The sequence below is a fragment of the Sphingobacterium cellulitidis genome (assembly GCF_043187465.1).
GTDB classification, from domain to species: domain Bacteria; phylum Bacteroidota; class Bacteroidia; order Sphingobacteriales; family Sphingobacteriaceae; genus Sphingobacterium; species Sphingobacterium cellulitidis.
The window spans coordinates 3794624-3817370 of sequence record NZ_CP171136.1; the positions used below are offsets into that span (position 1 = coordinate 3794624).

Below are 22747 nucleotides of genomic sequence, written 5' to 3' on the forward strand. Positions count from 1 at the left end.
AGCTGATTCCCTTGCGGGGGAGATAAAAAAATGTTCCCATAACATTTCTTCCGACCTTATTTCCAACAGGTTATAATTATATCTTTTAGACAATTTAAAATCATGCAACTTTTAACAAAAAATTGGGTAAAGAGTGGCTTTGAAAATCCGGTCGATTGGAGTCATTTTTGTACCTTTGTAGATTATGTCGGATATTATTCAATTGCTTCCAGATTCAGTAGCAAATCAGATTGCGGCGGGTGAGGTTGTTCAACGCCCTGCATCAGCAATTAAGGAGTTAATGGAGAACGCTATTGATGCGGGAGCGGATCATATAAAATTAATTATTAAGGATGCTGGAAAGTCGTTGATTCAAGTTATTGATAACGGCTGTGGAATGAGTGTGACGGATGCTCGACTATGTTTTGAGCGACATGCTACCTCTAAAATTCGAAAAGCAGAAGACTTATTTGCCATTCGCACGATGGGATTTCGTGGGGAAGCCATGGCTTCCATTGCGGCAATCGCCCACGTGGAACTTAAGACCAGAAGGATTGAGGATGAGCTCGGTACGGTGATTGAGATTGAAGGATCGGAAGTGATTCAACAATATCCAGATCAGGCACCTGCTGGCACCAGTATTTCCGTAAAGAATCTTTTTTATAATATCCCAGCACGAAGGAACTTTTTAAAAAGCAATTCCGTTGAGTTAAGACATATCATTGACGAGTTTCAACGAATAGCTCTTGCGCATCCCGAAATTTTCTTCACCTTCCATAGTGATGGCAATGAACTGTTTCATCTGCCGAAGGAAACCTTGAAACAACGCATAGTTCATCTATTTGGCAATAATTACAACCAACGCTTGGTTCCAGTTGAGGAAACCACGACGATCATAAATATCAAAGGATTTATTGGGAAGCCTGAGTTTGCCAAGAAAACCCGCGGAGAACAATTTTTCTTCGTCAACAACCGATATATCAAAGATCCCTATCTGAATCATGCAGTTATGAATGCCTATGAGGAAATTCTGCCAGCAGATACCTTTCCGCTCTATGTATTGTTCATTGACATTGATCCTTCCAAGATAGATATCAACGTGCACCCTACCAAGACGGAAATCAAATATGAAGATGATAAAGCCATCTATGCTATTTTACGTTCAGCCGTAAAGCGTAGTATTGGTCGATATAATATTGCCCCATCTTTGGACTTTGAACAAGAAACTGGCTTTAATGATTTGATTACGCCGAAGCCATTGGATGAAATTCAGGCTCCGACCATTAATTTCAATCCGAATTTCAATCCTTTTGATGATGGCATGCCGAAGCAACCGCGGAAATACAACTTCCCGGAACAGATCGAACGTAAGACCAGTATTCCACAAAATTGGGATAGCTTGTACGAAATCACAGAATCAGAGGATTCAGAACAATTGAGTTTATTGCCAGAAGAGCCTGAAGCGAAGGCAGAGTCCCCAATTATACAGGCCTCAGACCAGCCGAAGAAGCAATTTTTCCAACTTCATAATCGTTATATAGTGTCCCAAATTCATTCAGGCTTTATGTTGATTGATCAGCAAGCGGCGCATGAGCGAATTCTATTTGAGCAGTTTCAGCAACAATTGCAACAGAATCAAGGGTCCAGTCAACAGAGTTTATTCCCACAAACGGTGGAATTAAACTCCGCAGACTTTGCCTTGGTTCAGGAAATTCTACCGGAGATTCATGCCTTAGGATTTCAGTTGCGAGCATTTGGGAAAACTACGTATATTGTAGATGGAATTCCTGCGGATTTAGAAAACATCAATGAGGGGCAGATAATTGAGAAGTTGTTGGAAGATTTCAAGAATCAGAGTGATTTACGATTGACCAAGCGCGAACGATTAGCAAAAAGTTTAGCGAAGAATGCTGCTATAAAACCGGGCACGAAATTAGAGAATGAAGGGATGGCAGACTTGATTGATAGGCTATTTGCCTGTGAATCGCCAAATATTTCCTTATCAGGAAGGCCAGTCATTATTACATACACCTTGCAGGAGCTTGCAGAACGCTTTAGCAGAATTATTTAAGATTGAGAAAAATATATGAATAACCTCTTTGGAAATTTACCAACAGTCACCAAAAACCTTTTGATCATCAATATCGTCTGTTTTATTGGGACCATGATTTTTGATAATGCCACACGATTCTTTGGTGTATTTTATCCGGACTCCCCATTTTTCAAGATTTGGCAAGTTATTACTTACATGTTTATGCATGGCGGCTTTGGTCATATTTTCTTTAATATGTTTGCCTTAGTGATGTTTGGATCTGTAATAGAAAGAATATTGGGGCCAAAACGCTTTTTAAATTATTATATCATTTGTGGATTAGGAGCTTTGATACTACAATACGGAATTCAGGCCTTCGAAGTATACAATATTGCAGGAACCATCCAGGCCTCCCAATTCTTAAACTTCAATTATACCACTGGCATGGTTTCGACCAACTTGCCAATTACGCAGGAACAATTAGGAACTTTGCTTTCGATTTATGGAACCCCAATGGTTGGGGCTTCGGGAGCAATCTATGGGTTATTATTAGCATATGGTTTCTTATTCCCTAATGCAGAATTGATGTTGATCTTTTTGCCAATCCCAATTAAAGCGAAATATTTTATTCCGATTTTAATTGTTATTGAATTGTTTTTAGGCTTCTCCAACACGGGGGGATCCATTGCCCATTTAGCACACGTTGGGGGTGCATTATTTGGGTTTATCCTGTTAAAAATGTGGGGTATTAAACGAACAAATTATTATTAAGATTGTATCCTAGAATATGAAAAAGGAAAATGGAATAAAGATGTTCTTAAGGACAACCTATCAAACAGGTTCTCCTATTCCTTATATTCTATCCATTCAAATCTTTTTATTTATAATCATCCATATTGCGGATTTATTAGTAGACCTTGAGGTTATTAAATTTCCGCTTTATGATTGGATGCTGACCAACCTTACCCTACCCAATAATTTTTCGGATTTTATTGTCAGGCCCTGGACTTTGATAACCTATCCATTTGTATATATAGGTTTATTCAATTTTGTATTTGATTGCCTTTGGTTATATTGGATGGGTAGCACCTTTTTAAATTTTTTAAACAAAAGACAATTTCTGACGGTCTTTTTGGGTGCATTTGTAATATCAGGAATTAGCTTTTTGGCATTATCCGAATTGAATTTTTTGGCTGTAGGTCCGATTCCCTATTTATTTTCTAACTCCATGGGTTTAGCTGCCGTGGTGGCAAGCTTATTGGTTTTGATTCCCAAGATGGAAATCAGGTTATTTCTATTTGGGATCGTCAAATTTCGGACAATAGCAATCATATTCTTTGCGCTGCAATTGTTGTTTTATGTATTTGCCAACCGGGCAGCTGCTGCAGCCTTCCCATTGGCCATCTTGTGGGGTATAACATTTATGTATCAATTACAAGCTGGAAGAGACTTGAGCAAGCTATTTGTATTCAGCCCGAAAAAGAAGCTCCGTGTGGTCCATACGGTCAAGAAAGCACCTACTTATAAAAGCTATAAAGGGGATTTACCAAATCAAGAGGTAATCGATGAAATTTTGGATAAAATTTCTCAAAATGGTTATGAAAGTCTATCTTCACGGGAAAAAGAAATCCTGTTTAGGGTAAGTAGAGAAGAGCAAGAATAATGTTAATTAAGAAAAAGAATTTAGGTTTTTTTAGCAAGACCGTTATGTTGGCCAACTTGGCGGCCATCGTTGCTCTTTTTTTATGTTATTCTGCCTCTATTATCAATCCGAAATCCTTCTGGCCCATTTCATTTTTAGGCCTAGGCTACCTTCCAATCTTATTGATCAATCTAGGCTTTATCTTTTATTGGATCTTACGCAAACCCAAGTACTCCTTATTTTCTCTAATTGCCATTTTGATTGGTTGGAATCTGATGACCAAACATGTGACCTTCAATAGTGAACAAACACACGCAAGGAATGATTCTTCTTTGCGGGTAATGACCTACAATGTCCATATGTTGGAGCCCGTTGAAAAAACAGACAAACCGGCTAAGGATGAATTCACCGATATTATCAAGGAGGTAGACCCCGATGTGTTATGCCTTCAGGAATTTAGCAGTACCATTAAGGGAAATAAAAAATTCAGCGAAAAGATAAAATCAAAGATAAATTTTGACAGTTATTACTTTGCCCCTTCTCAACAGAATGAATATAATGCGTATGGTCAAGTTATCTTTTCCAAGTTCCCCATCATCAATTCAGGCTTAATCAAGAAGAATGAGTACGGGATCAACCGCATCATCTATGTTGATATCGTAAAGAATGAGGATACGGTTAGGGTTTATAATGTTCATCTTCGCTCCTTTGGGCTACAGAATGAGGACAAGGAATTTATTCAGAACCCAAAAACGAATGATGGTAGTGAGGAAACCAAGACAAAACGTGTTGGTCGCAAGCTAAAATGGGCCTTTGAACAACGTAGTGATCAAGCAGAATCCTTGTTTGCCCATATGCAGGAGACCAAAATCCCTAAGATTGTGATGGGAGATTTTAATGATACGCCCATGTCTTATTCGGTTAATCTAATCGGAAAGGATATGAAAAATGCATTTCAGGAAAGAGGGAATGGTTGGGGTGTGACACATTTTGAACTTCTACCAATTTTACAGATTGATTATATCTTTTGTGAAAAGAATTTCGCGGTCAATAACTATCAAGTTTTGAAAAGAAAGCTTTCAGACCACTATCCTATTTATGCGGATCTCCGCATCAACTAACAATTATCAGGAATTATTTTCACCGAATTGATTGAGGGCAGCCTCAACAAATGCGTCGTATCTATTTTTTACTTTAAAATAGGCTTCTCTCCCAAAATAATATCGTCCTAATAGAGCTTCAATATCACTTTGAATCAAGTCATGCAAATCCCTTTGTTTCCGAGGGGAGATATTCCAACCCAGGTCGGTCAGGTATTTAATAAAGCTATTATATTCTGAATCTGGAAGGTTATAGCCTTGCAAGAAGTTTTCTATGGAGTATGCTGGTAACTTCTTGGTAAAACGACTATACACGAATTGTTCAATAAGGCTGGATTGAACCAAATCTTTATAGAGCAAACTCACTTCATTGGAATCGACAGGAATGATGACATCAGGCACAATTCCACCACCACTGAATAATTTTTTCCCTAATTTGGTCTGATAAGATTGGGCATGCGCATAAGTTGTATCCAAGGACCATAATCCTTTATACATATTTACATAATCATTCATGATGGTCCAATTCGGACTATATTTTCGTTGAATACTACGACCTAGCGGAGTATAATATCTAGCGATACTCAGATTGATGGTCGAACCATCCGAAAAGTCAAACAGTTCTTGTACCGTTGCTTTCCCATAGGTTCTACGACCAATGATCGTTCCCCTATCCCAGTCTTGAACGGCCCCAGATACTACTTCGCTGGCAGAAGCTGTCCTTTCATTAACCAGAATCACCAATTTACCATGATTGTAGCTACCTTTTCCTTCAGATAAGTAGTCTTGTCTGGCTTCATGCGCACCTTCGGTATACACCATCAAGCGTTGGTCAGGAAAGAACTCACTGGCCATTTTTATGGCAATATGGAAATATCCGCCACCATTATCCCTCAAATCTAGAATAAGGCTTTTCGCACCTTGTTTTTTCAGGTCGATAACAGCATTTTTAAATTCTTCCGCTGTTTTTAAGGAGAATCGTCTAATCCGGACAAAGCCAATGCTAGGTTTGATCAGGTAAGCAACATCGAGAGAACTCACATTGATTTGATCACGGATCGCTTTTAAAGGACCTGGCATTTTCATGGAATCTCTTTCTACAATCATTGAAACAGTAGATCCTCTTTTTCCACGCATCAGTTTTTCCACCTCATCTTTGCTAATTGAGGTTCCTGAAACATCTCTTTTACCAATTTTCAGGATTCGGTCACCCACTTTAAAGCCGGCTTTATCGGCAGGACCATTAGTGATAACGCCAACGACAAGAAGTGTATCGTTCAGGCTAAAGTATTCCATTCCAATACCTTCAAAGGTACCTTCCAATACTTCGGTTTGACTTTTGGATTCGTTTGGGCTCAAAAAAGTAGAATACGGGTCAAGGTGAGAAATAATATGGTTAATAGCTCCATTTTGGACAGAGTCCATATTGATACTATCCACATATCTATTTGAGATCAAGTCGACGACCTGTTGGATTTTATAGGAATTATCCGACAAACCAATAGGCACCAAGGATCCTCCGGTATTGAATCCTGTTTGGTCAGAATAGTTCTGTCCGAGGATTAATCCCAAAAGAAGCGTGGCAGCATACGTTGCTGCGACAAAAATATTTCGTTTTCTACCTTTTTGCATTTACGGTCTGGTCCGCAAAATTAATGAATAACCAATTGTTTAAAAGAAATTTATAATAAATATTTTATAACAATTAACAGTCCAAAAGAGCGGGTCAAGGGTAATAATTCCGCAATTTTCAATAATTTTACAGTTAGATGCATGAATTAGAACCATATTACAACTGGCGAGACTATTATATCGCCTCGGAAGATGAACGGAGTCCATTTTTTGGAACCATCTACAGTGAGTTTGAATACGATAAAAAGATCTATAATTATCTGCTTCATCCACAATGGGACTACTTTGGATCGCAGACCCTTTATTTGAAAATTATCTATGCAGATTATGATAAGGGTTATTGTATTATTGAATTTATTGGGGAATGGAACGATGCCATTTATAATGACATCATGGTCCTGAAGAGGGAGCTGATTGACTTATTGATTGATGAGGGAATCAATAAATTCATCTTGATTGGCGAGAATATTTTAAATTTCCATTCCTCTGATGACTCTTATTATGAGGAGTGGTTTCATGATATAGAAGATGGCTGGATTGCTGGCATTAACTTTCGGGACCATGTTGTGAAAGAATTCCAGGACAATCATATTGACTATTATATCAATTTTGGAGAGTATCTGAATAATTTTCCTTGGCGAACCCTAAAGCCCAAACAAGTTTATCATCATATTGAAGAACACCTTCAACGAAGACTGTCTTAATTTATTAATTATTGCAGCATCCTTCCGTAGGATTAATGCAATAATTCCATCTAATTTCAGATAGGGATGGAAAAGATTTGCTTATCATAGGCAACAGTCCTAAATTTGCCTATCACAAAATTTGTAATTATGTCATTCAGAATAGAAAAAGATACTATGGGTGAAGTTCAGGTACCAGCAGATAAATACTGGGGTGCACAGACTGAACGTTCAAGAAACAACTTTAAAATTGGTCCGGCAGCATCTATGCCACATGAAATCGTTGAAGGCTTTGCTTATTTGAAGAAAGCAGCTGCTTATGCGAACTGTGAATTAGGTGTTTTATCACAAGAGAAACGCGATGCTATTGCAGCAGTTTGCGATGAGATCTTAGCGGGAAAGCTTGATGATCAATTTCCATTGGTAATCTGGCAAACAGGTTCAGGAACGCAATCCAACATGAATGTTAATGAGGTTGTAGCCAACCGTGCACAGGTATTGGCTGGTGGCAAGATTGGAGAAGGAGAACCTGTGTTGAAAGCAAATGATGATGTAAACAAATCACAATCTTCCAATGATACATTCCCTACAGGAATGCATATTGCAGCTTACAAAGCTGTTGTTGAGGTGACTATCCCTGGGGTAGAGAAATTACGTGATACTTTGAAGAAAAAATCTGAGGAGTTCATGAATGTAGTAAAGATTGGACGTACTCACTTAATGGATGCGACACCACTTACTTTAGGTCAGGAATTATCAGGATATGTGGCACAATTGAACTATGGTATCAAAGCTGTAAAAAACACGTTGGCCCATCTTTCAGAATTAGCATTAGGCGGTACAGCAGTAGGTACTGGATTAAATACTCCGAAAGGATATGATGTATTAGTTGCTAAATATATTGCTGAATTTACAGGATTGCCATTTGTAACTGCAGAGAATAAATTTGAGGCATTAGCGGCTCACGATGCGATTGTTGAGACTCATGGCGCATTAAAGCAATTGGCAGTTTCCTTGAATAAAATTGCAAATGACATCCGTATGTTGGCTTCAGGACCACGTTCTGGTATTGGAGAGATTTTGATTCCTGAAAATGAGCCAGGTTCATCGATCATGCCAGGGAAAGTAAACCCAACACAATGTGAAGCATTAACAATGGTTGCTGCTCAGGTCATGGGGAATGATGTTGCTATTACGATAGGTGGTACCCAAGGACACTACGAATTAAATGTATTCAAACCAGTGATGGCGGCAAACTTCTTACAATCTGCAAGATTGATTGGAGATGCATGTGTTTCGTTTGAAGAACATTGTGCAATCGGTATTGAGCCAAACTATGATCGTATCAAACAATTAGTTGATAACTCATTAATGTTAGTAACGGCATTAAACACAAAAATTGGATATTACAAGGCTGCAGAGATTGCTCAAACAGCACATAAGACCAATTCAACATTAAAAGAAACCGCTATCAGATTAGGATATGTGACTGCTGAGGAGTTTGACGAATGGGTTAAACCTGAGGAAATGGTTGGTAGCTTAAAATAAGATAGTGAACGAAAAGAATAAAACATATTCTCATTTAAAAGCATGCCTACCGATATTGCTAGGTATGCTTTTTCTTTTACCTGCCTGTCAACGACATTCGGACATGCAAGGCGAAGGTGCGGCATATTTACAAGGGGTTTGGGTTCAGGACAGTATCCCTGGACAGGAACAAATGTTGAACTATACTTTACATAAACTACGATTCATCTGTGATTCAGTTTATGTGGAGATGGATGTTAAGAACTCCGTTCAGAGTATTCCGGACAGTTGTTATCAAGGAGGAAAGTGGAAGGAATACGCGAAGGCGGTATATTCCATACGCGCGGATAGCATGATCGTAGAAGGAGTTTATACCCGAGAAAACGGCAAGCAGAAAATATCAGGTTGTTACAAACATGGCCCTTATGTTCCTAGGTATTTAATCAAATCCAAAAGCAAGGATAGCTTGGTCCTAGAGAACAAATTTGATAGCAGACCTATCGTCCTTCGCAAAGTCATGGACGTGACCTGTGTACCAAAGAAACGTTGGGAATTATAAAATACGAAAAAGCGCCAAGGAAATCCTTGGCGCTTTTTTATGCTTTATATAATTCTTAATTGATCAACCTAGTATCATCAGAAGATTTTAGGATATGATTTTTCAGTTCAGTTTCTGCTTGTAGCAATTCACCTTCAGCAACCTTACGTTTTTCACGACCTTCACGTTGGATACGCAAGACCTCTTCAATGGTTGTAATAATATCGGTATTTGCTTTTTTGATGGTATCCATATCAATAATTCCGCGCTCTGTTTCCTTCGCTACATTAATCGTAGCATCTTTTAGCATTTCAGAATTTCTTTTCAGCAATTCATTGGTTGCATCCGTAATTGCTCTTTGAGCTTCCAATGCACTTTGTGCATGTGCAATCCCCAAAGTCAAGACCATTTGATTTTTCCATAATGGTAGTGTATTCACGATACTGGATTGAATTTTTTCCATCAGTGAACTACTATTGCTTTGGATCATTCTAATTTGAGGCGCTGTTTGCAACACCACCATCCGAGTAAGTTTCAAATCATGAACCTTACGTTCAAAACGAACGACATGTTGTTCCATATCTTTATACTCTTGAACTTTATGTTGGTCGCCAGTTGCTTCAGCCTCTGCCTTCAATGCTGGCAAAGTAGTCGTCAATACCTCTTGTAGCTTCTCCTCTCCTGCCTGAATATGTAAGGAAAGGTCTTTGAAATATTGCTGGTTCTGAACAAAAAGCTTGTCAAAAATATTGACATCCTTCGCCAGGTTTTTATAATGACCTTCTAATTTCAATTCAATCGAATGAATATTCTTTTCAACCGAAGCATACTCCGTGCGCATTCTTCCGATTTTCTTTTTGATATTATCAAAGAAAGGAATTAGCGGTTTTTTATTGACTTTATCATCAAATTCACGGATTTCAGATCTCAAGTTTACTAAAATATCCTCTGCCCCGCCTAAATCTTTTGTACGCACTTGTTTCAGAATCTCATTGGAGAAATTGCTTACATTACTTTGAGCCCCCACACCAAATTGAATAATATCAGTAGTTGAGGTCAGGTTGATTTTATCTTTGTATTGCTTGATTACTTGTTTTTCCTCTTCCGAGAAATTCACTTTCACTTCCGAGGGTTTATTCTGGTTTTGATCGTCATCCAGATTTGTCAAATCTAAATTTGCCATATTATTCTTTTAAAAGGTTTCTACTTTTCAGGGTCTGAATATATACATCAGTTTCTGCGGATACATCCAACATTCCCATTTTAAATTGATTTGTTACTTCTTGTTCTACCGCGACTGCTGCTTGTCGGATTACATCTTCGAGTTTTCTTTTGGACTCATAGGTCACCGAATTATTTAGATTGGCATTTTCCAATTCATCATACTGCATTAATACATTTACAATAGTTGAATGTCTTACCAAGAATTTTTCAGCTTCTCTTTTATCCTTTTTCTCCAATAGTTGAAACAGCCTTAGGATTTTATCAATGTCTTTATGGATGTTATTATTATTAATTTCCTTGCGCCAGTGTAAGAGTCTTTCCACAAAAAGCTGTGGGGTATCAATTGTTGGAGCTGCCAATTCAAGACGTTTTTGAGAATTGACATTAGAAATCCAGTATAAATCGCGGACTTCAGCGAGTTCCAATCGTTGCAAATAAGGTTTCACTTGATTCAAAAGAATTGCATTTCCCACGACATATGATAATACGGAACCACCAAGAGTCAATAGCATCGCCTGACTTAAGGTTCCAAAAAACACGACGAAAGAAACAAGGAGACCGATCTCGATTGCCAATAGCAACCAAGCCGTAACCATCCAAGACCTTACCTTAGCTTTCTTTGCCTGCGACATCATCACCAAAGGGTGTACATGTATCGGCAAAGGAAGAAACATTAAGATGGAGAGAAAAGTCCATACTAATTGTTTAACCTCCCAAGGTCTACTTTTTTTCGTTGCCCAGCCCATTCTATAAATTTAATTATTATTTGTAAAAATACACCAATTCTTATTCCAATGTAAGGATTGCACCTTAGTATTAGGTAATTGGCGTAAAAACGCCTGCCATTACGTCATTTTTGTCGGTGAATGTTCCAAACCAGTTTTGATTAATTTCAATGTTATGGCATAAGGAATCTTCTTTTCCCATCTGGAAATCATCCAAGCGATGAAACTCAGATTGAAAATATCTTTATTCTCGTCAATTTCCAACATAGAATAAACAGTTTGTTGGAAGCTTTGTTGGTAAACTATATCCGGAATAGCGAAATATTTTTCCAGCATAGCTGTAAAATCCAACACACGTTTTTCATTAACCTGCAGTAAATACTGCTTATATCTTCTTTTAAAGGATTTCAATCGCGACAATGCCAGTTCGATATTATCGAATTGGGCATGCAAAATGATTTCCATCAGGTTCTTCCGGATCGTCCATAGCATGCCTAATTTTTTTTCATACCAAGCATCCGAATGTGTCAGTTTCGAAAGCGAACGAATGGCTTTACTATCGTTCAACTGTCCCAAAAACATGGTCTTACTTAACAATAAATCATCAATATCAACTTGGGAACTGTGTTTGGAAAGATTCAGCAAGGCATCATCCACTACCTGGATGGCCCTATCAGCCTGACCAGAAAAGAAAAAATTCAGGCTATACAGCAAGAGGATTCGATTCCAAATAGTCCCTTTATACTGTTTATTCTTTTCCAGCAGTTCTTCCATCTCCTTCAAATACTTTAGACTTTCTTCAAATGCTTTGTTTCGCAAACTGAAATTTGCCAAATAATAAAGGATATGGATGTGATAGAAAATCTGAGATGGTTGAAATAATTTTTGATTTTCAATGAATTTATGGCTTTTCACCAGATACTTTTCGACCAATGAATAATTTTGATTGATTGCAGCATATTCATTGGCAATAAAGAGGATTTGATAAAGCGACTTGTAGTTCATCAGATCCAACATATTAATTTGATACTGTTTAATTGTTTTTTCAATCAACTCCGTGAGGTTAATCACCTTTGCCTTGAGGTGGATTTCATTCAACTCCTTCCTCAGGGCAGCATAAGCAAGTCTTAATTTGGCCTCCCTTTGCATGTGATTCTGATTGATACGAAACTTTTCAGTCAGGTCATCCAAGGATATTTGGGGGTCCAAATGGGAATATTGGAGTTTCAGGAGAAGGATCTCATTCAATAAGCTGAATTGCTCTTGAACTACCGCAACTTTCTCTGCCTTTTCCAGGATTCTAAAACCAATTTTCTCCAAATTATTTTCCAGCAGGTATCTGGCGACCACAAAGTTTCTCAATATATCATAAGAAGCATCGGTACTACTTTCAAAAGTCTTTTGGGAAAGAAAAAGTAAGAGGTTATCATGCAATCTTTTCCTTAAAGCATGGTAAGCATCTTTATTTTTGGAGTTTTTATATAAGGAATTTATTGATTTTATATCGTCAGTTTCTAGCAAATTGAACAATTTGATGTTCTTCACATCATTTCGTTTATTTTTTTTGGAAAGGAATAGCTTAAAATCACTTTTATCTTGATCATTAAGCAGTTTTATCAATTCACTTATGGAATCCATAGGACCTATATTTTATCAATTACCAATATAAATTTACATTTTATATCATCAGTATTCAACATTTTTTGGGTTTGCTGGCTAGATTTTCTGAGCGACCTTTGGTTTAGTATTAATCATTAAAACAAAAAAATATGGAACCGCTAAATAAAAAAACCGAGGAGATTCTAACTCCAGTAAAACAAAATGAAGAAAACAAGAATTCATTCAAACCTACTGCGGCCTTTGTAGGCGCATCATGGATCGCCTTGTTAACAGGTATCGTAGGCTATTGTGTTGGTTTATGGAATGCCAGCATGGAGCTCAATGAAAAAGGATATTACTTTGTCATCCTCTTATTTGGACTGTTTGCAGTAATATCAGTTCAAAAAAGCGTTCGAGATCGAGCAGAAGGCTTGGCAGTCACTGAACTCTATTATGGTATCAGCTGGTTTGCCAGTATGGCATCCATCATTTTATTGATCATCGGACTTTGGAATGCTGATTTATTTCTAAGTGAAAAAGGGTTTTACGGTATGTCATTTATACTAAGCGTTTTCTCTGCAATTGCCGTGCAGAAAAACACCCGTGACGCTAAATTATTTAAGGAAGAAAACATATAACTTAGCGGTTACCCTGCAGTGCTCTCTAAATTTTGGGCCTGCAGGGATTTTTGCTAATTTATTCTCTCGTGAAAAACATCTTAAATCATTTCGCATGAAAGATCTAGAAAGAAAAGACCTTGAATTGCTATCGATTCATTCGGATATCAACGAAAAAGAACTTCAGCAATCCTTGGAAGAATATATCTATCCTAATCAAGATATTTGGGCAAAATTTATTCAGATTACCCTCTTGACATTAGGAGTTGGATTTATGGCTGCGGGGATCGTATTTTTCTTTGCCTACAACTGGGACAACCTGGACAAATTTGTCAAGCTAGGTATCGTCCAAGGTTTAGTAGTACTCGCAACAGTCCTAAGTTTAACTTTAAAGACCAATAAATTATTCAAGGACATTATTTTAACGGCAGCTTCTTTGCTCGTCGGGGTTATGTTTGCCGTATTCGGACAAGTCTATCAAACAGGCGCCAATGCCTATGATTTTTTCCTGGCATGGACGATTTTTATCAGTTTATGGGTTTGGATTTCCAAGTTTCCACCTTTGTGGCTCCTCTACCTTGGTTTATGGAACTTAACTATTTTCCTATACTATGAGCAAGTGGTTCGACATTGGGACTTTATTTATTTGAGTTCAGGTTTGTTTATCCTGAACGCAGCATTTCTTTTGGCTTGTATTTGGATCAATGAAAAAGGAAAATGGAAGGTACCTACTTATTTCACTAACATAATTGCATTAGGGGCTGCTGTTTGGTCCATATTTAGTAATATCAATTGGATCTTTGATGAACAATATCAGGATATGCCAATTATTCTTTCTTCTACCCTCCTATTTTATGGTTTAGGGCTTTGGTATGGATACCAGCGACGGAATCTATTTTATTTGGGTGTGATTCCATTCAGTATGATTATCATTATTGTGGGCGGATTATTAAGAATTAACGAAGAAGGATCCATGTTTTTAGCAGTCAGTTTATTTATTGTGGTCTCCGTCAGTCTTGTGATCTGGAACCTTGTCAAAATGCAAAGGAGGTACAAACATGGAAAATAACTTTCATGAAACAATTCAGTCTGTTCAAACGAACATAGGTAGGGAACTACAAGTAGATCAAGTAGCTCTAAAAAAGGATTATTTTAATGATCGCCAAGAACAATCGATGACCATAAAGGTATTATCGATTCTCGGAGGGATCTTAGCTTCTGTAGCATTTGTTGGATTTATTTTCATCACGAAACTCAATTCTAATTCAATCTTTATGTCGATCCTGTCGGGGTTATTTTTTGTAGGCTCCATCGCGATGAATAAAAGATTTGATAAGGTAATTTTGGATACCATTTCAGTTTGTATGTACTTGTTGAGTTTTGCTTCATTAGGTATTGTCTTTGATGAATTGAATAGATCTTCGACTATACCTTATTTCTGTTTTTTAGGATTAGCATTGCTCACCATTCTAATCAGTAGAAGCTACATCTTAACTTTTGTTGCGACATTAATTACAACGGGGAGCCTTTTGGCGATATTTTTCACCAAGGAATTAGCAGAACTCAATCATGTTCTTTTAGTTTCCCTTGCTGCCATCATTATTTATTTCACTTTCAATGAAGGAAAATTAATGAAGATCAAAAGTCTTCAGGGCAAAAGATACTTAGCCTTGCGCACTGGACTTGTGTTTTCATTTATGATCTGTCTTTACTATACCAGTGAGCCGACCTTTATTATTGACTCATGGTTAATTGATTGGATTACTTCTGGCATATTCATAGGAATGATCCTTTGGTTAATCAATTGTTTATTAAATCGCTTTCTATGTGAAGAAAGCGGTAAAAAGATTTTCATCTTTTTGCTGATCCTAATCTGCCTGGGATTTACGGCCATGAATCCAGCGATATCAGGATCGCTATTCTTGCTTTTGATTAGTTTCAAGGTGAATTATAAAACTGGAATTTCCCTAGGGGTGCTTGCATTTATATACTTCATTGGTCTATTTTATTATGACCTTGATTTAAGCTTATTAAAGAAATCCATTGCGATGTTTGTATCCGGAGTTTTCTTTTTGCTTTTGTATTTCGTGATCTTCAAAAAATCAAATTCCCATGAAAAAGTTTAGTATAGTCATTATCGTTATTAACCTGATTGGGTTATTGATATATTTCAATTACAGTATCCGTCAAAAGGAAAGAATCTTAAAGGATGGCACCTTGGTTTTATTGGATTTAGCACCAGTGGATCCACGCTCATTGATGCAAGGAGATTATATGAACCTCTCCTACCAGATTGCTCAAAACTTTCCTGTGGATAGCATTCCCAAGCGAGGATTTATTGTTTTGACCTTGGATAAAAACCACGTGGGGCATCCTGTTCGTTACCAACAACATCGAGAGCCAATAAATTCTGGGGAGTTCTTAATTGAATATACCAGTCCCAATAGTTGGCAACTTAATATTGGAGCTGAATCTTTCTTTTTTGAGGAAGGAACCGGAGAACGCTATGAGAAAGCGAAATATGGAGGCTTGAAGATTGATGAGCACGGAAATAGCCTGTTGATTGGATTGTATGATGGGGAGCGGAAAGAGATTTAGAAGGGAGATGTGAGATATGAGATGTGAGATGTGAGATAGAAAGCGGGGCGGCATGTTTGTAGAAAGGGTGATATGTGATCGTTCAGCCCAAGAGGGGCGACATATTTGTAGAAAGGTTGATATGAGAGCGTTCAGCCCCAGAGGGGCGGCATATTTGTAGGAACCCCAGAGGGGTTCAATATTAGTAACCCGAAGGTAGAAAACAAAGAGCCCTGCCCCAAAACTGCAATCGCTTTAGCGATTGCAGTTTTGGGGCAGGGCTTATTTCATTTTACATTCCTTTCTACTAACATTAAACTCCTCTGGAGTTTCTTGCACCGCTGACGAAGATCAAACCCCGTAGGGGTGACATATTTGTAGCAAGAAGCATTTTCTAACGTTCAGCCCCAGCGGGGCAGCATATTTGTAGCAAGGTTGATTTGAAAGCGTTCAGCCCCAGCGGGGCGGAATATTTGTTTTATTCACCTTGCCAAAAAAAATAGATTCCTCATCTTCGATTCGGAATGACAATCTCATTACATTTGGGTTGTGGGGGAAAAAGATTCTTCGGCGTTGCCGAAGAATCTTTTTCCCCCACAACCCCCATACAAATTTGCTGTCATTCTGAGCGCAGCGAAGAATCTATTTTTAACCAGCCATGCGTAGGGCCATATCGCATACGCCCTTTAATGCACATCCATCCATAAATGATCAAACCCTGTAGGGGTGACATATTTGTAGCAAGAAGCATTTTCTAACGTTCAGCCCCAGCGGGGCGACATATTTGTAGCAAGGGTGATATGAAAGCGTTCAGCCCCAGCGGGGCGGCATATTTGTAGAAAGGTTGATATGAGAGCGTTCAGCCCCAGCGGGGCAGCATATTTGTAGCAAGGTTGATATGTGCGAGCCAGCCCCAGAGGGGCGGCACGTTTGTAGCAAGGTTGATATGTGCGAGCCAGCCCCAGAGGGGCGGCATATTTGTAGAAAGGGATGTGCGAGGGGCAGTCATAAAAAAAGGGTTTCAAAATGAAACCCTTTTTTTATGACTAGAATGGTAAATCGTCATCATCGGATGAGTTTGCTGATATATCGACTGGCGGCATATCTGCATAACCTGGTGCTGGAGCTGCTTGAGCAGTATTTGCTACTTTTGTTACTCTCCACGCCACAAGGGAGTTAAAATAAGTTGTTACACCATCTTTATTCGTCCACGGACGACCACGAAGGTTGAATGAAACTTCTACTTCATCACCAACTGCTAAATTATCAAAAATAGTCACGCGGTCTTGAGTTGCTTCAAAACGAATATACTCTACAAATTGTGGGTTTTCAGCATAGGCAACGATCAAATCTCTCTTTTTGAAAGTATCAGTTACATTTTGTGTCGCCCCTATTTCATGAACTTTTCCTCTTATTTCCATAACTTATCTATTAAACCGTAAAATTAAACATTTTTTGCTAAGAGAATAAGTAACTTTGCACAAATATGGCAGAAGTTTTCAACAAACAGAATAAGGTAATCGTTACATGCAACCGTCGGTTGTCACCTTATTTGGAACAAGAGATCCGCGAATTAGGATTTGATATCAAGCGTGCATTTAATACAGGTGTAGAACTACAAGCCTCTGTAAATGAATGCATCAAGTTAAACTTAAACTTACGTATTGCGAGTCAGGTTTTATATGAATTAAAATCATTTAAGGCTCGGAATGCTGATGAATTATATAAGCAATTACTGGGTATTGCCTGGGAAGATTTGATTCCGATCGATGGTTATTTTTCAGTAACATCGAATGTACATAATGAGACGATTACCACGCCTTTATTTGCGAATGTAAAAGTTAAGGATGCGATTGTAGATCGTATAAAGGACAAGAAAGGAATGCGTCCGAATTCAGGTCCGGATTTAAATCGTGCGGTGATCCATCTGCATTGGATTGATGAGCGTGCGGAGATTTTCCTGGACACCTCTGGGGAAACTTTGGCCAAACATGGCTATAGAAAACATCCTGGGAAAGCGCCAATGTTGGAAGCATTAGCATCTGCCACCATTATGGCGACCCAATGGGATGGCAAGAGTCCATTTATTAATCCGATGTGTGGTTCAGGAACTTTGGCAATCGAGGCTGCCCTGATGTGTCAAAACCGGAAACCAGGATTGCAAAGGATGAACTATTCTTTTATGCACTTTATAGGCTATAATGAAGAGGTCTTCTTTGAGGAGCGCCGAATATTAAAGGATATTACCGACAAAACAAATCTACCTCATATCATAGCATCAGATATCTCTGGGGATGCCGTTGAGATTGCAAGGTTGAACGCACGTACTGCTGGAGTAGAACATTTAATCGAGTTTGAGACCTGTGATTTTGCCGAAACCACTGTTCCGGAAGGCGATGGCGTAATTATGTTTAACCCAGAGTATGGAGAACGCCTAGGAACTCACAGCAAATTGGAGATTACCTATTCCCGCATTGGAGACTTCATGAAGAAAGATTGTAAAGGATATCGCGGCTATATCTTTACAGGGAATCCGGACCTAGCGAAGAAAATTGGATTACGCGCTTCTAGAAGGTTTGAGTTCTTCAATGGGAAGTTGGATTGTAGGTTATTGCAATATGAGTTATATGATGGGTCAAAAGACAAATAAGCAGGAAGAACAAATCCAACAGACTGCGGCTTTTGTAGAAGAAAGATTGAAGGATGCAGAATCAGGTCATGATTGGTGGCATATTCTTCGCGTTTGGAATAACACCAAGTTGATTCTTCAGGAAGAGGAAGGTGACGCATTTGTTTGTGAGCTTACAGCCCTATTGCATGATATTGCTGACAGCAAATTTCATGGCGGCGATGAGAGCATAGGCCCTAAGGTTGCTGCAGAATTCTTAACGAGTATTGCAGTAGACCCGGAAGTCATATCTCATGTTCAAAAAATTATTTTGAACATGTCCTTTAAAGCGTCCTTAGGCGAGTTGACTTTTCATTCCAAGGAATTGGAAATTGTTCAGGATGCGGACCGATTAGATGCGATTGGGGCAATAGGAGTTGCACGAGCCTTTAATTATGGGGGCTATAAAAACCGAGAAATCTATAATCCAGAGATTCCATTCGTAGAGAATCAAAGTAAGGAAGCTTACAAAAACACCACTGCTCCTACCATCAACCATTTCTATGAGAAGCTGTTATTATTAAAAGATAAAATGAATAGTAAGACCGCTCAAAAAATTGCTGCTGGACGCCATCAATTTATGGAGTCTTTTTTGCAACAATTTTATGGAGAATGGAATGGGGAGCGATAAATTAATAATATCTTAATATTATTTGGGTAAATTGGGGACATGTTTCACAAAAACATGTTCTCAATGAAAAACAACCGACTAATTCCAATTAGTTTATTCTGCCTATTCTTCCTTCCAAACTTAGTCTTTTCGCAAGACCAGGATTCCCTTCAAATTGTACAAGCCAAGTGGAACAGCAAAGTAGTTAAAAAGGGAGTAACCACGCATCAGGGACATTTCGAAAATCTATTTAATTCTGTTCAAGAAATCAATTGGGTAGAAATTGATTTGAAAAAATACCGCAAAGACATTCATATTGCTGCAGAGGCCAATAAATTATTAACCACATCGGATTTTGCAGAACAAAACCAAGCCTTAGTTGCGATCAATGCTTCCTTTTTTGATATGAAAAATGGAGGCTCGGTAGATTACCTTAAGGTTGACCATCAGGTCATGAGCACAGCAAAAGAAAAACCTAATTCCCGAGCGAATGCAGCATTTAGTATTTCAAAAAAGAAGGTAAGTATATTAGAGAATACACCTGAACATGTAGAAAATTCCAATGCGCATTCCATATTGGTTGCAGGCCCCTTGTTGCTGAAAGACCACTCCTATTATGAGTTGGCAAAAAACGCTTTCAATGATAACCGTCATCCACGTACCGCAGTTGCCATCAGCAGCAAGCATAAATTGATTTTCATGGTGGTCGATGGAAGAAGTAATCAAGCCAACGGGATGAATTTGAAGGAATTGAGCCAGGTATTGAAATGGATTGGTGCGAAAGATGCGATGAACCTAGATGGAGGGGGCAGTAGCACCCTTTATGTAAAAGATGGTAGTTCCAATTCAATCATAAACTATCCATCAGACAACAAGAAATTTGACCATGAAGGTCAGCGATCTGTTGCAAATATTATATATTTAAAATAATAAGAATCAAATAAAATGAAAAAACAGGTATTATTAATAGCATTTACAATGATGATTCATGCAGGATTATTTGCTCAAACTTCCATTATTGCGCACCGTGGTGCATGGAAGAACAGCAAGGTTCCACAAAACTCAATTGCATCTTTAGATTCAGCAATTTCACAAGGAGTTTGGGGGAGTGAGTTTGATGTTCATCTAACGAAAGATGATATATTAGTAGTAAATCACGATCATGATTTTCATGGATTAGAAATTGAGGAATTAACGTATCAGGAGTTATTGGCGAAGAAACACGATAATGGTGAGTCAATTCCTACGGTGGAGGAATATTTGAAAGCAGGCCTAAAACAAAAAGGCACCAAGTTAATTTATGAACTTAAGACCAGTAAATTAGGAAAAGAGAGAACTTTGAAAACTGTGGAGCTTTCCTTAGCCATGGTCAAAAAACTAAAAGCAGAGAAATTGGTTGAGTTTATAGCCTTTGATTGGGATGCCTGTTTAAAATTCAGGGAATTGGACAAGAAGGTCAAAGTTCACTATTTGAATGGCGACAAATCTCCGGCAGAGGTAAAGGCTGCGAAATTATCAGGAGTTGATTATCACTTTAGTATTTTCCAAAAGAATCCATCGTTAATCCAAGAATTTAAGGCTTTAAAGTTAAAAACGAATGCTTGGACAGTGAATAAGGAAGAAGACATGAAATTCTTGATTGATCAAAAGATTGACTTTATCACGACCGATGAGCCAGAATTATTAAAAACAGTATTGAAAAAATAATATGAAGAAACTACTAGTCAGTTTAAGTTTAATATTATGCATGGGACTAAGCTATGCTCAAAAGATGAATGTAGCGACCTTTAATATCCGTATGAAAACCAATAGTGATGTTGGTAATCTATGGGCGGATCGTTATACCCATTTAACGGATTTAATCAAATACCATGAATTTGAGATATTCGGAGTTCAGGAGGCCTTTAAGGAGCAGTTGAATGATATGTCTTCGAAGTTGGTTGATTTCAAATATATTGGAGTGGGTCGGGATGATGGCGCAGATAAGGGTGAGCATTCAGCTATTTTTTATGACACTAAGCGATTTGAGGTGAGCAAGAATGGTACATTTTGGTTATCCCCTACGGATACTGAGAAGCCAAATAAAGGTTGGGATGCAGCTTTACCAAGAATTTGTACTTGGGGTATTTTTAAGGATAAGTCCAATGGAAAGAAATTTATCTTTATGAATACACATTTTGACCATATTGGAGTTGAGGCCCGTCGTGAGAGTGCTAAGTTGATTTTGGCCAAGGCCAAGGAATTTGCAAAGGATCTTCCACTGATTTTAACAGGAGATTTTAACATTGATGAGACCAATGAAGCCTACTTTACTTTAGCAAAGAGCGGTGTTGTGCAGGATGTTTATGATTTGGCAAAGATTAAATATGAGCCAAATTCATCTTTCAATGGCTGGGGCAAATCCTTAGTAGAAAAGGCAAGGATTGATCATATCTTTATCACCAAACCCTTTAAGGTTAGGAAATATGGAATTTTAACGGATACCTACATGGGTAAATTCCCATCAGATCATTTTCCGGTATTAGCAGAATTGAGCTGGAAATAACGATATCATACACAAGGTTAAAAAAAATGCCCCTTCAAAAATGAAGGGGCATTTTTTTATATTTCGATTGATCCTTATTGTGGAGTATTAAAGAAGAAATAGTTTACCAAGCTGGAAGTAGAAGAGAACTCCAGACGATCCACTTTATCAGTAACTTTTAAAACATTGGCGGAATATTGCTGAGTTAATAAATTGGAAGAAATCAAATAATTTTTTCCTTTATAAATTGCATATATGGCATAGGCATTATCTTTTGCATAAGGATCTTTAAAGAAGTTTGCCGGTGTTGGCACTTTGGCGTCTGAAAAGTCCAGTGTACTCTTAGTAAAGTCAACATTTGGATTCGTTCCTCTAAGGACCGGTTTACTTTCATACAAAAGTTTTCCATTGTATGTCATTGACTTTTCATCAAATTTATTTATCGGAGGTACAAATTCATATATTCTTAAGAAGAAACCTTCGATTTCTCTTTCATCACCTTGTTTTAAGGAAGGAACAAAATACACCGGATACAAGGTTTCGATTTCGGCTTTAAATATATAAGTATCAAATACCTCTACGTTCCAGCTTTGAAGATGTTCTTTTTGGTCGGCGCCTTTATATCGCAGTTTGATGGTATATTTTCCGGGTTTATCATAAGCATAGGAAAAATTCTCATCTCGGAATTTCTTTCCATTTCCAAAATCCCATTCAAAGAAATAATAATCCAATGTTTTGGCCTGGCCATAAATAGGATAATTTGTTGGAATTTTCATTCCATCAACCAATTCTTTATCCTTAACCTTTATTTCGGATTTAAATTCACCGGGTGCAACTGGCAATAGGTCTTTATTTTCACAAGAGGTTAGCACGAATTGAAATGCAATCAACAGATAAAACAACTTTTTCATGAGCTATAAATGTTAAACAGAAAATAATAATTAGTCATAATTAGAGTTTGATTTCTAACTGTGGTTAAATTTACAAAATAAGCACAGGTATTTAATGTAGAAATAAATTATTTCACATTAAATTAACATTAAATCAGTTATGGTCGTTTGAACAATTAC

General features: G+C 37.9%; 22 protein-coding genes. 16 read left to right on the plus strand and 6 right to left on the minus strand.

The window, feature by feature from the left end:
* The first annotated feature begins 184 nt into the window (after positions 1-184).
* Genes mutL through ACF3OC_RS16635 form a run of 4 tightly spaced genes read left to right on the plus strand, consistent with a single transcriptional unit; the run spans position 185 to position 4774 of the window.
* Positions 185-2050, plus strand: a complete 1866-nt coding sequence (gene mutL / locus ACF3OC_RS16620) for a DNA mismatch repair endonuclease MutL (RefSeq protein WP_392469988.1) — start codon at positions 185-187, stop codon at positions 2048-2050.
* A 15-nt stretch (positions 2051-2065) separates the two neighbouring features.
* Positions 2066-2782 carry a rhomboid family intramembrane serine protease gene (locus tag ACF3OC_RS16625; protein WP_392469991.1) on the plus strand — a complete coding sequence of 239 codons (717 nt, stop codon included), beginning with the start codon at positions 2066-2068 and terminating at the stop codon, positions 2780-2782.
* Positions 2783-2798: 16 nt separating this feature from the next.
* Positions 2799-3674 carry a rhomboid family intramembrane serine protease gene (locus ACF3OC_RS16630; protein ID WP_392469993.1) on the plus strand — a complete coding sequence of 292 codons (876 nt, stop codon included), beginning with the start codon at positions 2799-2801 and terminating at the stop codon, positions 3672-3674.
* Positions 3674-4774 carry an endonuclease/exonuclease/phosphatase family protein gene (locus ACF3OC_RS16635; protein WP_094258564.1) on the plus strand — a complete coding sequence of 367 codons (1101 nt, stop codon included), beginning with the start codon at positions 3674-3676 and terminating at the stop codon, positions 4772-4774. Before ACF3OC_RS16630 ends, ACF3OC_RS16635 begins: the two co-directional genes overlap by 1 nt.
* Positions 4775-4780: 6 nt before the next feature.
* Here the strand turns inward: ACF3OC_RS16635 and ACF3OC_RS16640 are convergent, their stop codons facing one another.
* Entirely contained in the window at positions 4781-6385 is a 1605-nt protein-coding gene (locus ACF3OC_RS16640) for a S41 family peptidase (protein ID WP_392469996.1), read from the minus strand.
* A 137-nt stretch (positions 6386-6522) separates the two neighbouring features.
* Between ACF3OC_RS16640 and ACF3OC_RS16645 the strand changes: the two genes are divergently transcribed.
* The 3 genes from ACF3OC_RS16645 (at position 6523) to ACF3OC_RS16655 (ending at position 9154) form a co-directional block, all read left to right on the plus strand.
* Entirely contained in the window at positions 6523-7089 is a 567-nt protein-coding gene (locus ACF3OC_RS16645; protein WP_392469999.1) for a hypothetical protein, read from the plus strand.
* 129 nt (positions 7090-7218) lie between these two features.
* Entirely contained in the window at positions 7219-8616 is a 1398-nt protein-coding gene (fumC, locus tag ACF3OC_RS16650; protein WP_392470001.1) for a class II fumarate hydratase, read from the plus strand.
* 64 nt (positions 8617-8680) lie between these two features.
* On the plus strand, positions 8681-9154 hold the full coding sequence (locus tag ACF3OC_RS16655) for a fumarate hydratase (protein ID WP_392470004.1): 474 nt from the start codon (positions 8681-8683) through the stop codon (positions 9152-9154).
* A gap of 55 nt (positions 9155-9209) precedes the next feature.
* Here ACF3OC_RS16655 and ACF3OC_RS16660 read toward each other — a convergent pair whose 3' ends face one another.
* From ACF3OC_RS16660 to ACF3OC_RS16670, 3 genes are all read right to left on the minus strand, one after another.
* The gene (locus ACF3OC_RS16660) at positions 9210-10316 is read right to left on the minus strand and encodes a toxic anion resistance protein (protein ID WP_094258559.1); all 1107 of its coding nucleotides are present in this window, start codon (positions 10314-10316) and stop codon (positions 9210-9212) included.
* A 1-nt stretch (position 10317) separates the two neighbouring features.
* Positions 10318-11103 carry a hypothetical protein gene (locus ACF3OC_RS16665; RefSeq protein WP_392470007.1) on the minus strand — a complete coding sequence of 262 codons (786 nt, stop codon included), beginning with the start codon at positions 11101-11103 and terminating at the stop codon, positions 10318-10320.
* Positions 11104-11202: 99 nt separating this feature from the next.
* Entirely contained in the window at positions 11203-12720 is a 1518-nt protein-coding gene (locus tag ACF3OC_RS16670) for a hypothetical protein (protein ID WP_392470010.1), read from the minus strand.
* Between the two features lie 131 nt (positions 12721-12851).
* Here ACF3OC_RS16670 and yiaA point away from each other — a divergent pair, with 131 nt between their 5' ends.
* From yiaA to ACF3OC_RS16690, 4 genes are all read left to right on the plus strand, one after another.
* Entirely contained in the window at positions 12852-13319 is a 468-nt protein-coding gene (yiaA, locus tag ACF3OC_RS16675) for an inner membrane protein YiaA (protein ID WP_094258556.1), read from the plus strand.
* 94 nt (positions 13320-13413) lie between these two features.
* Positions 13414-14367, plus strand: coding sequence for a DUF2157 domain-containing protein (locus tag ACF3OC_RS16680; protein WP_392470013.1), 954 nt, complete (start codon positions 13414-13416; stop codon positions 14365-14367).
* The gene (locus tag ACF3OC_RS16685) at positions 14357-15424 is read left to right on the plus strand and encodes a DUF4401 domain-containing protein (protein ID WP_392470015.1); all 1068 of its coding nucleotides are present in this window, start codon (positions 14357-14359) and stop codon (positions 15422-15424) included. The genes ACF3OC_RS16680 and ACF3OC_RS16685 overlap by 11 nt, the downstream gene beginning before the upstream one ends.
* Positions 15411-15896 (plus strand): GDYXXLXY domain-containing protein, encoded by a 486-nt coding sequence (locus tag ACF3OC_RS16690; RefSeq protein ID WP_392470017.1) that lies wholly within the window; start codon positions 15411-15413, stop codon positions 15894-15896. The genes ACF3OC_RS16685 and ACF3OC_RS16690 overlap by 14 nt, the downstream gene beginning before the upstream one ends.
* A gap of 1025 nt (positions 15897-16921) precedes the next feature.
* Here ACF3OC_RS16690 and ACF3OC_RS16695 read toward each other — a convergent pair.
* Complete coding sequence (locus tag ACF3OC_RS16695; protein ID WP_094258552.1) at positions 16922-17296, minus strand: DUF3127 domain-containing protein; 375 nt, start codon at positions 17294-17296, stop codon at positions 16922-16924.
* Positions 17297-17361: 65 nt separating this feature from the next.
* Here ACF3OC_RS16695 and ACF3OC_RS16700 point away from each other — a divergent pair, with 65 nt between their 5' ends.
* From ACF3OC_RS16700 to ACF3OC_RS16720, 5 genes are all read left to right on the plus strand, one after another.
* Complete coding sequence (locus tag ACF3OC_RS16700; RefSeq protein ID WP_094258551.1) at positions 17362-18525, plus strand: class I SAM-dependent RNA methyltransferase; 1164 nt, start codon at positions 17362-17364, stop codon at positions 18523-18525.
* Positions 18503-19174 (plus strand): HD domain-containing protein, encoded by a 672-nt coding sequence (locus ACF3OC_RS16705; protein ID WP_392470019.1) that lies wholly within the window; start codon positions 18503-18505, stop codon positions 19172-19174. Before ACF3OC_RS16700 ends, ACF3OC_RS16705 begins: the two co-directional genes overlap by 23 nt.
* 63 nt (positions 19175-19237) lie before the next feature.
* Positions 19238-20083: a phosphodiester glycosidase family protein gene (locus tag ACF3OC_RS16710; protein WP_392470021.1), complete on the plus strand. Its 846-nt coding sequence runs from the start codon at positions 19238-19240 to the stop codon at positions 20081-20083.
* A gap of 15 nt (positions 20084-20098) precedes the next feature.
* Positions 20099-20860, plus strand: a complete 762-nt coding sequence (locus ACF3OC_RS16715) for a glycerophosphodiester phosphodiesterase (protein WP_392470024.1) — start codon at positions 20099-20101, stop codon at positions 20858-20860.
* A 1-nt stretch (position 20861) separates the two neighbouring features.
* Positions 20862-21698 carry an endonuclease/exonuclease/phosphatase family protein gene (locus tag ACF3OC_RS16720; protein WP_392470027.1) on the plus strand — a complete coding sequence of 279 codons (837 nt, stop codon included), beginning with the start codon at positions 20862-20864 and terminating at the stop codon, positions 21696-21698.
* Positions 21699-21772: 74 nt separating this feature from the next.
* Here the strand turns inward: ACF3OC_RS16720 and ACF3OC_RS16725 are convergent, their stop codons facing one another.
* Positions 21773-22588 carry a PKD domain-containing protein gene (locus ACF3OC_RS16725; protein ID WP_392470030.1) on the minus strand — a complete coding sequence of 272 codons (816 nt, stop codon included), beginning with the start codon at positions 22586-22588 and terminating at the stop codon, positions 21773-21775.
* Positions 22589-22747 lie beyond the last annotated feature (159 nt).

Excerpts from the sequence above, each read along its gene's own strand:
- mutL (WP_392469988.1), top strand. The coding sequence starts at position 185 with ATGTCGGATATTATTCAATTGCTTCCAGATTCAGTAGCAAATCAGATT.
- ACF3OC_RS16625 (WP_392469991.1), top strand. The coding sequence starts at position 2,066 with ATGAATAACCTCTTTGGAAATTTACCAACAGTCACCAAAAACCTTTTG.
- ACF3OC_RS16630 (WP_392469993.1), top strand. The coding sequence starts at position 2,799 with ATGAAAAAGGAAAATGGAATAAAGATGTTCTTAAGGACAACCTATCAA.
- ACF3OC_RS16635 (WP_094258564.1), top strand. The coding sequence starts at position 3,674 with ATGTTAATTAAGAAAAAGAATTTAGGTTTTTTTAGCAAGACCGTTATG.
- ACF3OC_RS16640 (WP_392469996.1), bottom strand. The coding sequence starts at position 6,385 with ATGCAAAAAGGTAGAAAACGAAATATTTTTGTCGCAGCAACGTATGCT.
- ACF3OC_RS16645 (WP_392469999.1), top strand. The coding sequence starts at position 6,523 with ATGCATGAATTAGAACCATATTACAACTGGCGAGACTATTATATCGCC.
- fumC (WP_392470001.1), top strand. The coding sequence starts at position 7,219 with ATGTCATTCAGAATAGAAAAAGATACTATGGGTGAAGTTCAGGTACCA.
- ACF3OC_RS16655 (WP_392470004.1), top strand. The coding sequence starts at position 8,681 with ATGCTTTTTCTTTTACCTGCCTGTCAACGACATTCGGACATGCAAGGC.
- ACF3OC_RS16660 (WP_094258559.1), bottom strand. The coding sequence starts at position 10,316 with ATGGCAAATTTAGATTTGACAAATCTGGATGACGATCAAAACCAGAAT.
- ACF3OC_RS16665 (WP_392470007.1), bottom strand. The coding sequence starts at position 11,103 with ATGGGCTGGGCAACGAAAAAAAGTAGACCTTGGGAGGTTAAACAATTA.
- ACF3OC_RS16670 (WP_392470010.1), bottom strand. The coding sequence starts at position 12,720 with ATGGATTCCATAAGTGAATTGATAAAACTGCTTAATGATCAAGATAAA.
- yiaA (WP_094258556.1), top strand. The coding sequence starts at position 12,852 with ATGGAACCGCTAAATAAAAAAACCGAGGAGATTCTAACTCCAGTAAAA.
- ACF3OC_RS16680 (WP_392470013.1), top strand. The coding sequence starts at position 13,414 with ATGAAAGATCTAGAAAGAAAAGACCTTGAATTGCTATCGATTCATTCG.
- ACF3OC_RS16685 (WP_392470015.1), top strand. The coding sequence starts at position 14,357 with ATGGAAAATAACTTTCATGAAACAATTCAGTCTGTTCAAACGAACATA.
- ACF3OC_RS16690 (WP_392470017.1), top strand. The coding sequence starts at position 15,411 with ATGAAAAAGTTTAGTATAGTCATTATCGTTATTAACCTGATTGGGTTA.
- ACF3OC_RS16695 (WP_094258552.1), bottom strand. The coding sequence starts at position 17,296 with ATGGAAATAAGAGGAAAAGTTCATGAAATAGGGGCGACACAAAATGTA.
- ACF3OC_RS16700 (WP_094258551.1), top strand. The coding sequence starts at position 17,362 with ATGGCAGAAGTTTTCAACAAACAGAATAAGGTAATCGTTACATGCAAC.
- ACF3OC_RS16705 (WP_392470019.1), top strand. The coding sequence starts at position 18,503 with ATGATGGGTCAAAAGACAAATAAGCAGGAAGAACAAATCCAACAGACT.
- ACF3OC_RS16710 (WP_392470021.1), top strand. The coding sequence starts at position 19,238 with ATGAAAAACAACCGACTAATTCCAATTAGTTTATTCTGCCTATTCTTC.
- ACF3OC_RS16715 (WP_392470024.1), top strand. The coding sequence starts at position 20,099 with ATGAAAAAACAGGTATTATTAATAGCATTTACAATGATGATTCATGCA.
- ACF3OC_RS16720 (WP_392470027.1), top strand. The coding sequence starts at position 20,862 with ATGAAGAAACTACTAGTCAGTTTAAGTTTAATATTATGCATGGGACTA.
- ACF3OC_RS16725 (WP_392470030.1), bottom strand. The coding sequence starts at position 22,588 with ATGAAAAAGTTGTTTTATCTGTTGATTGCATTTCAATTCGTGCTAACC.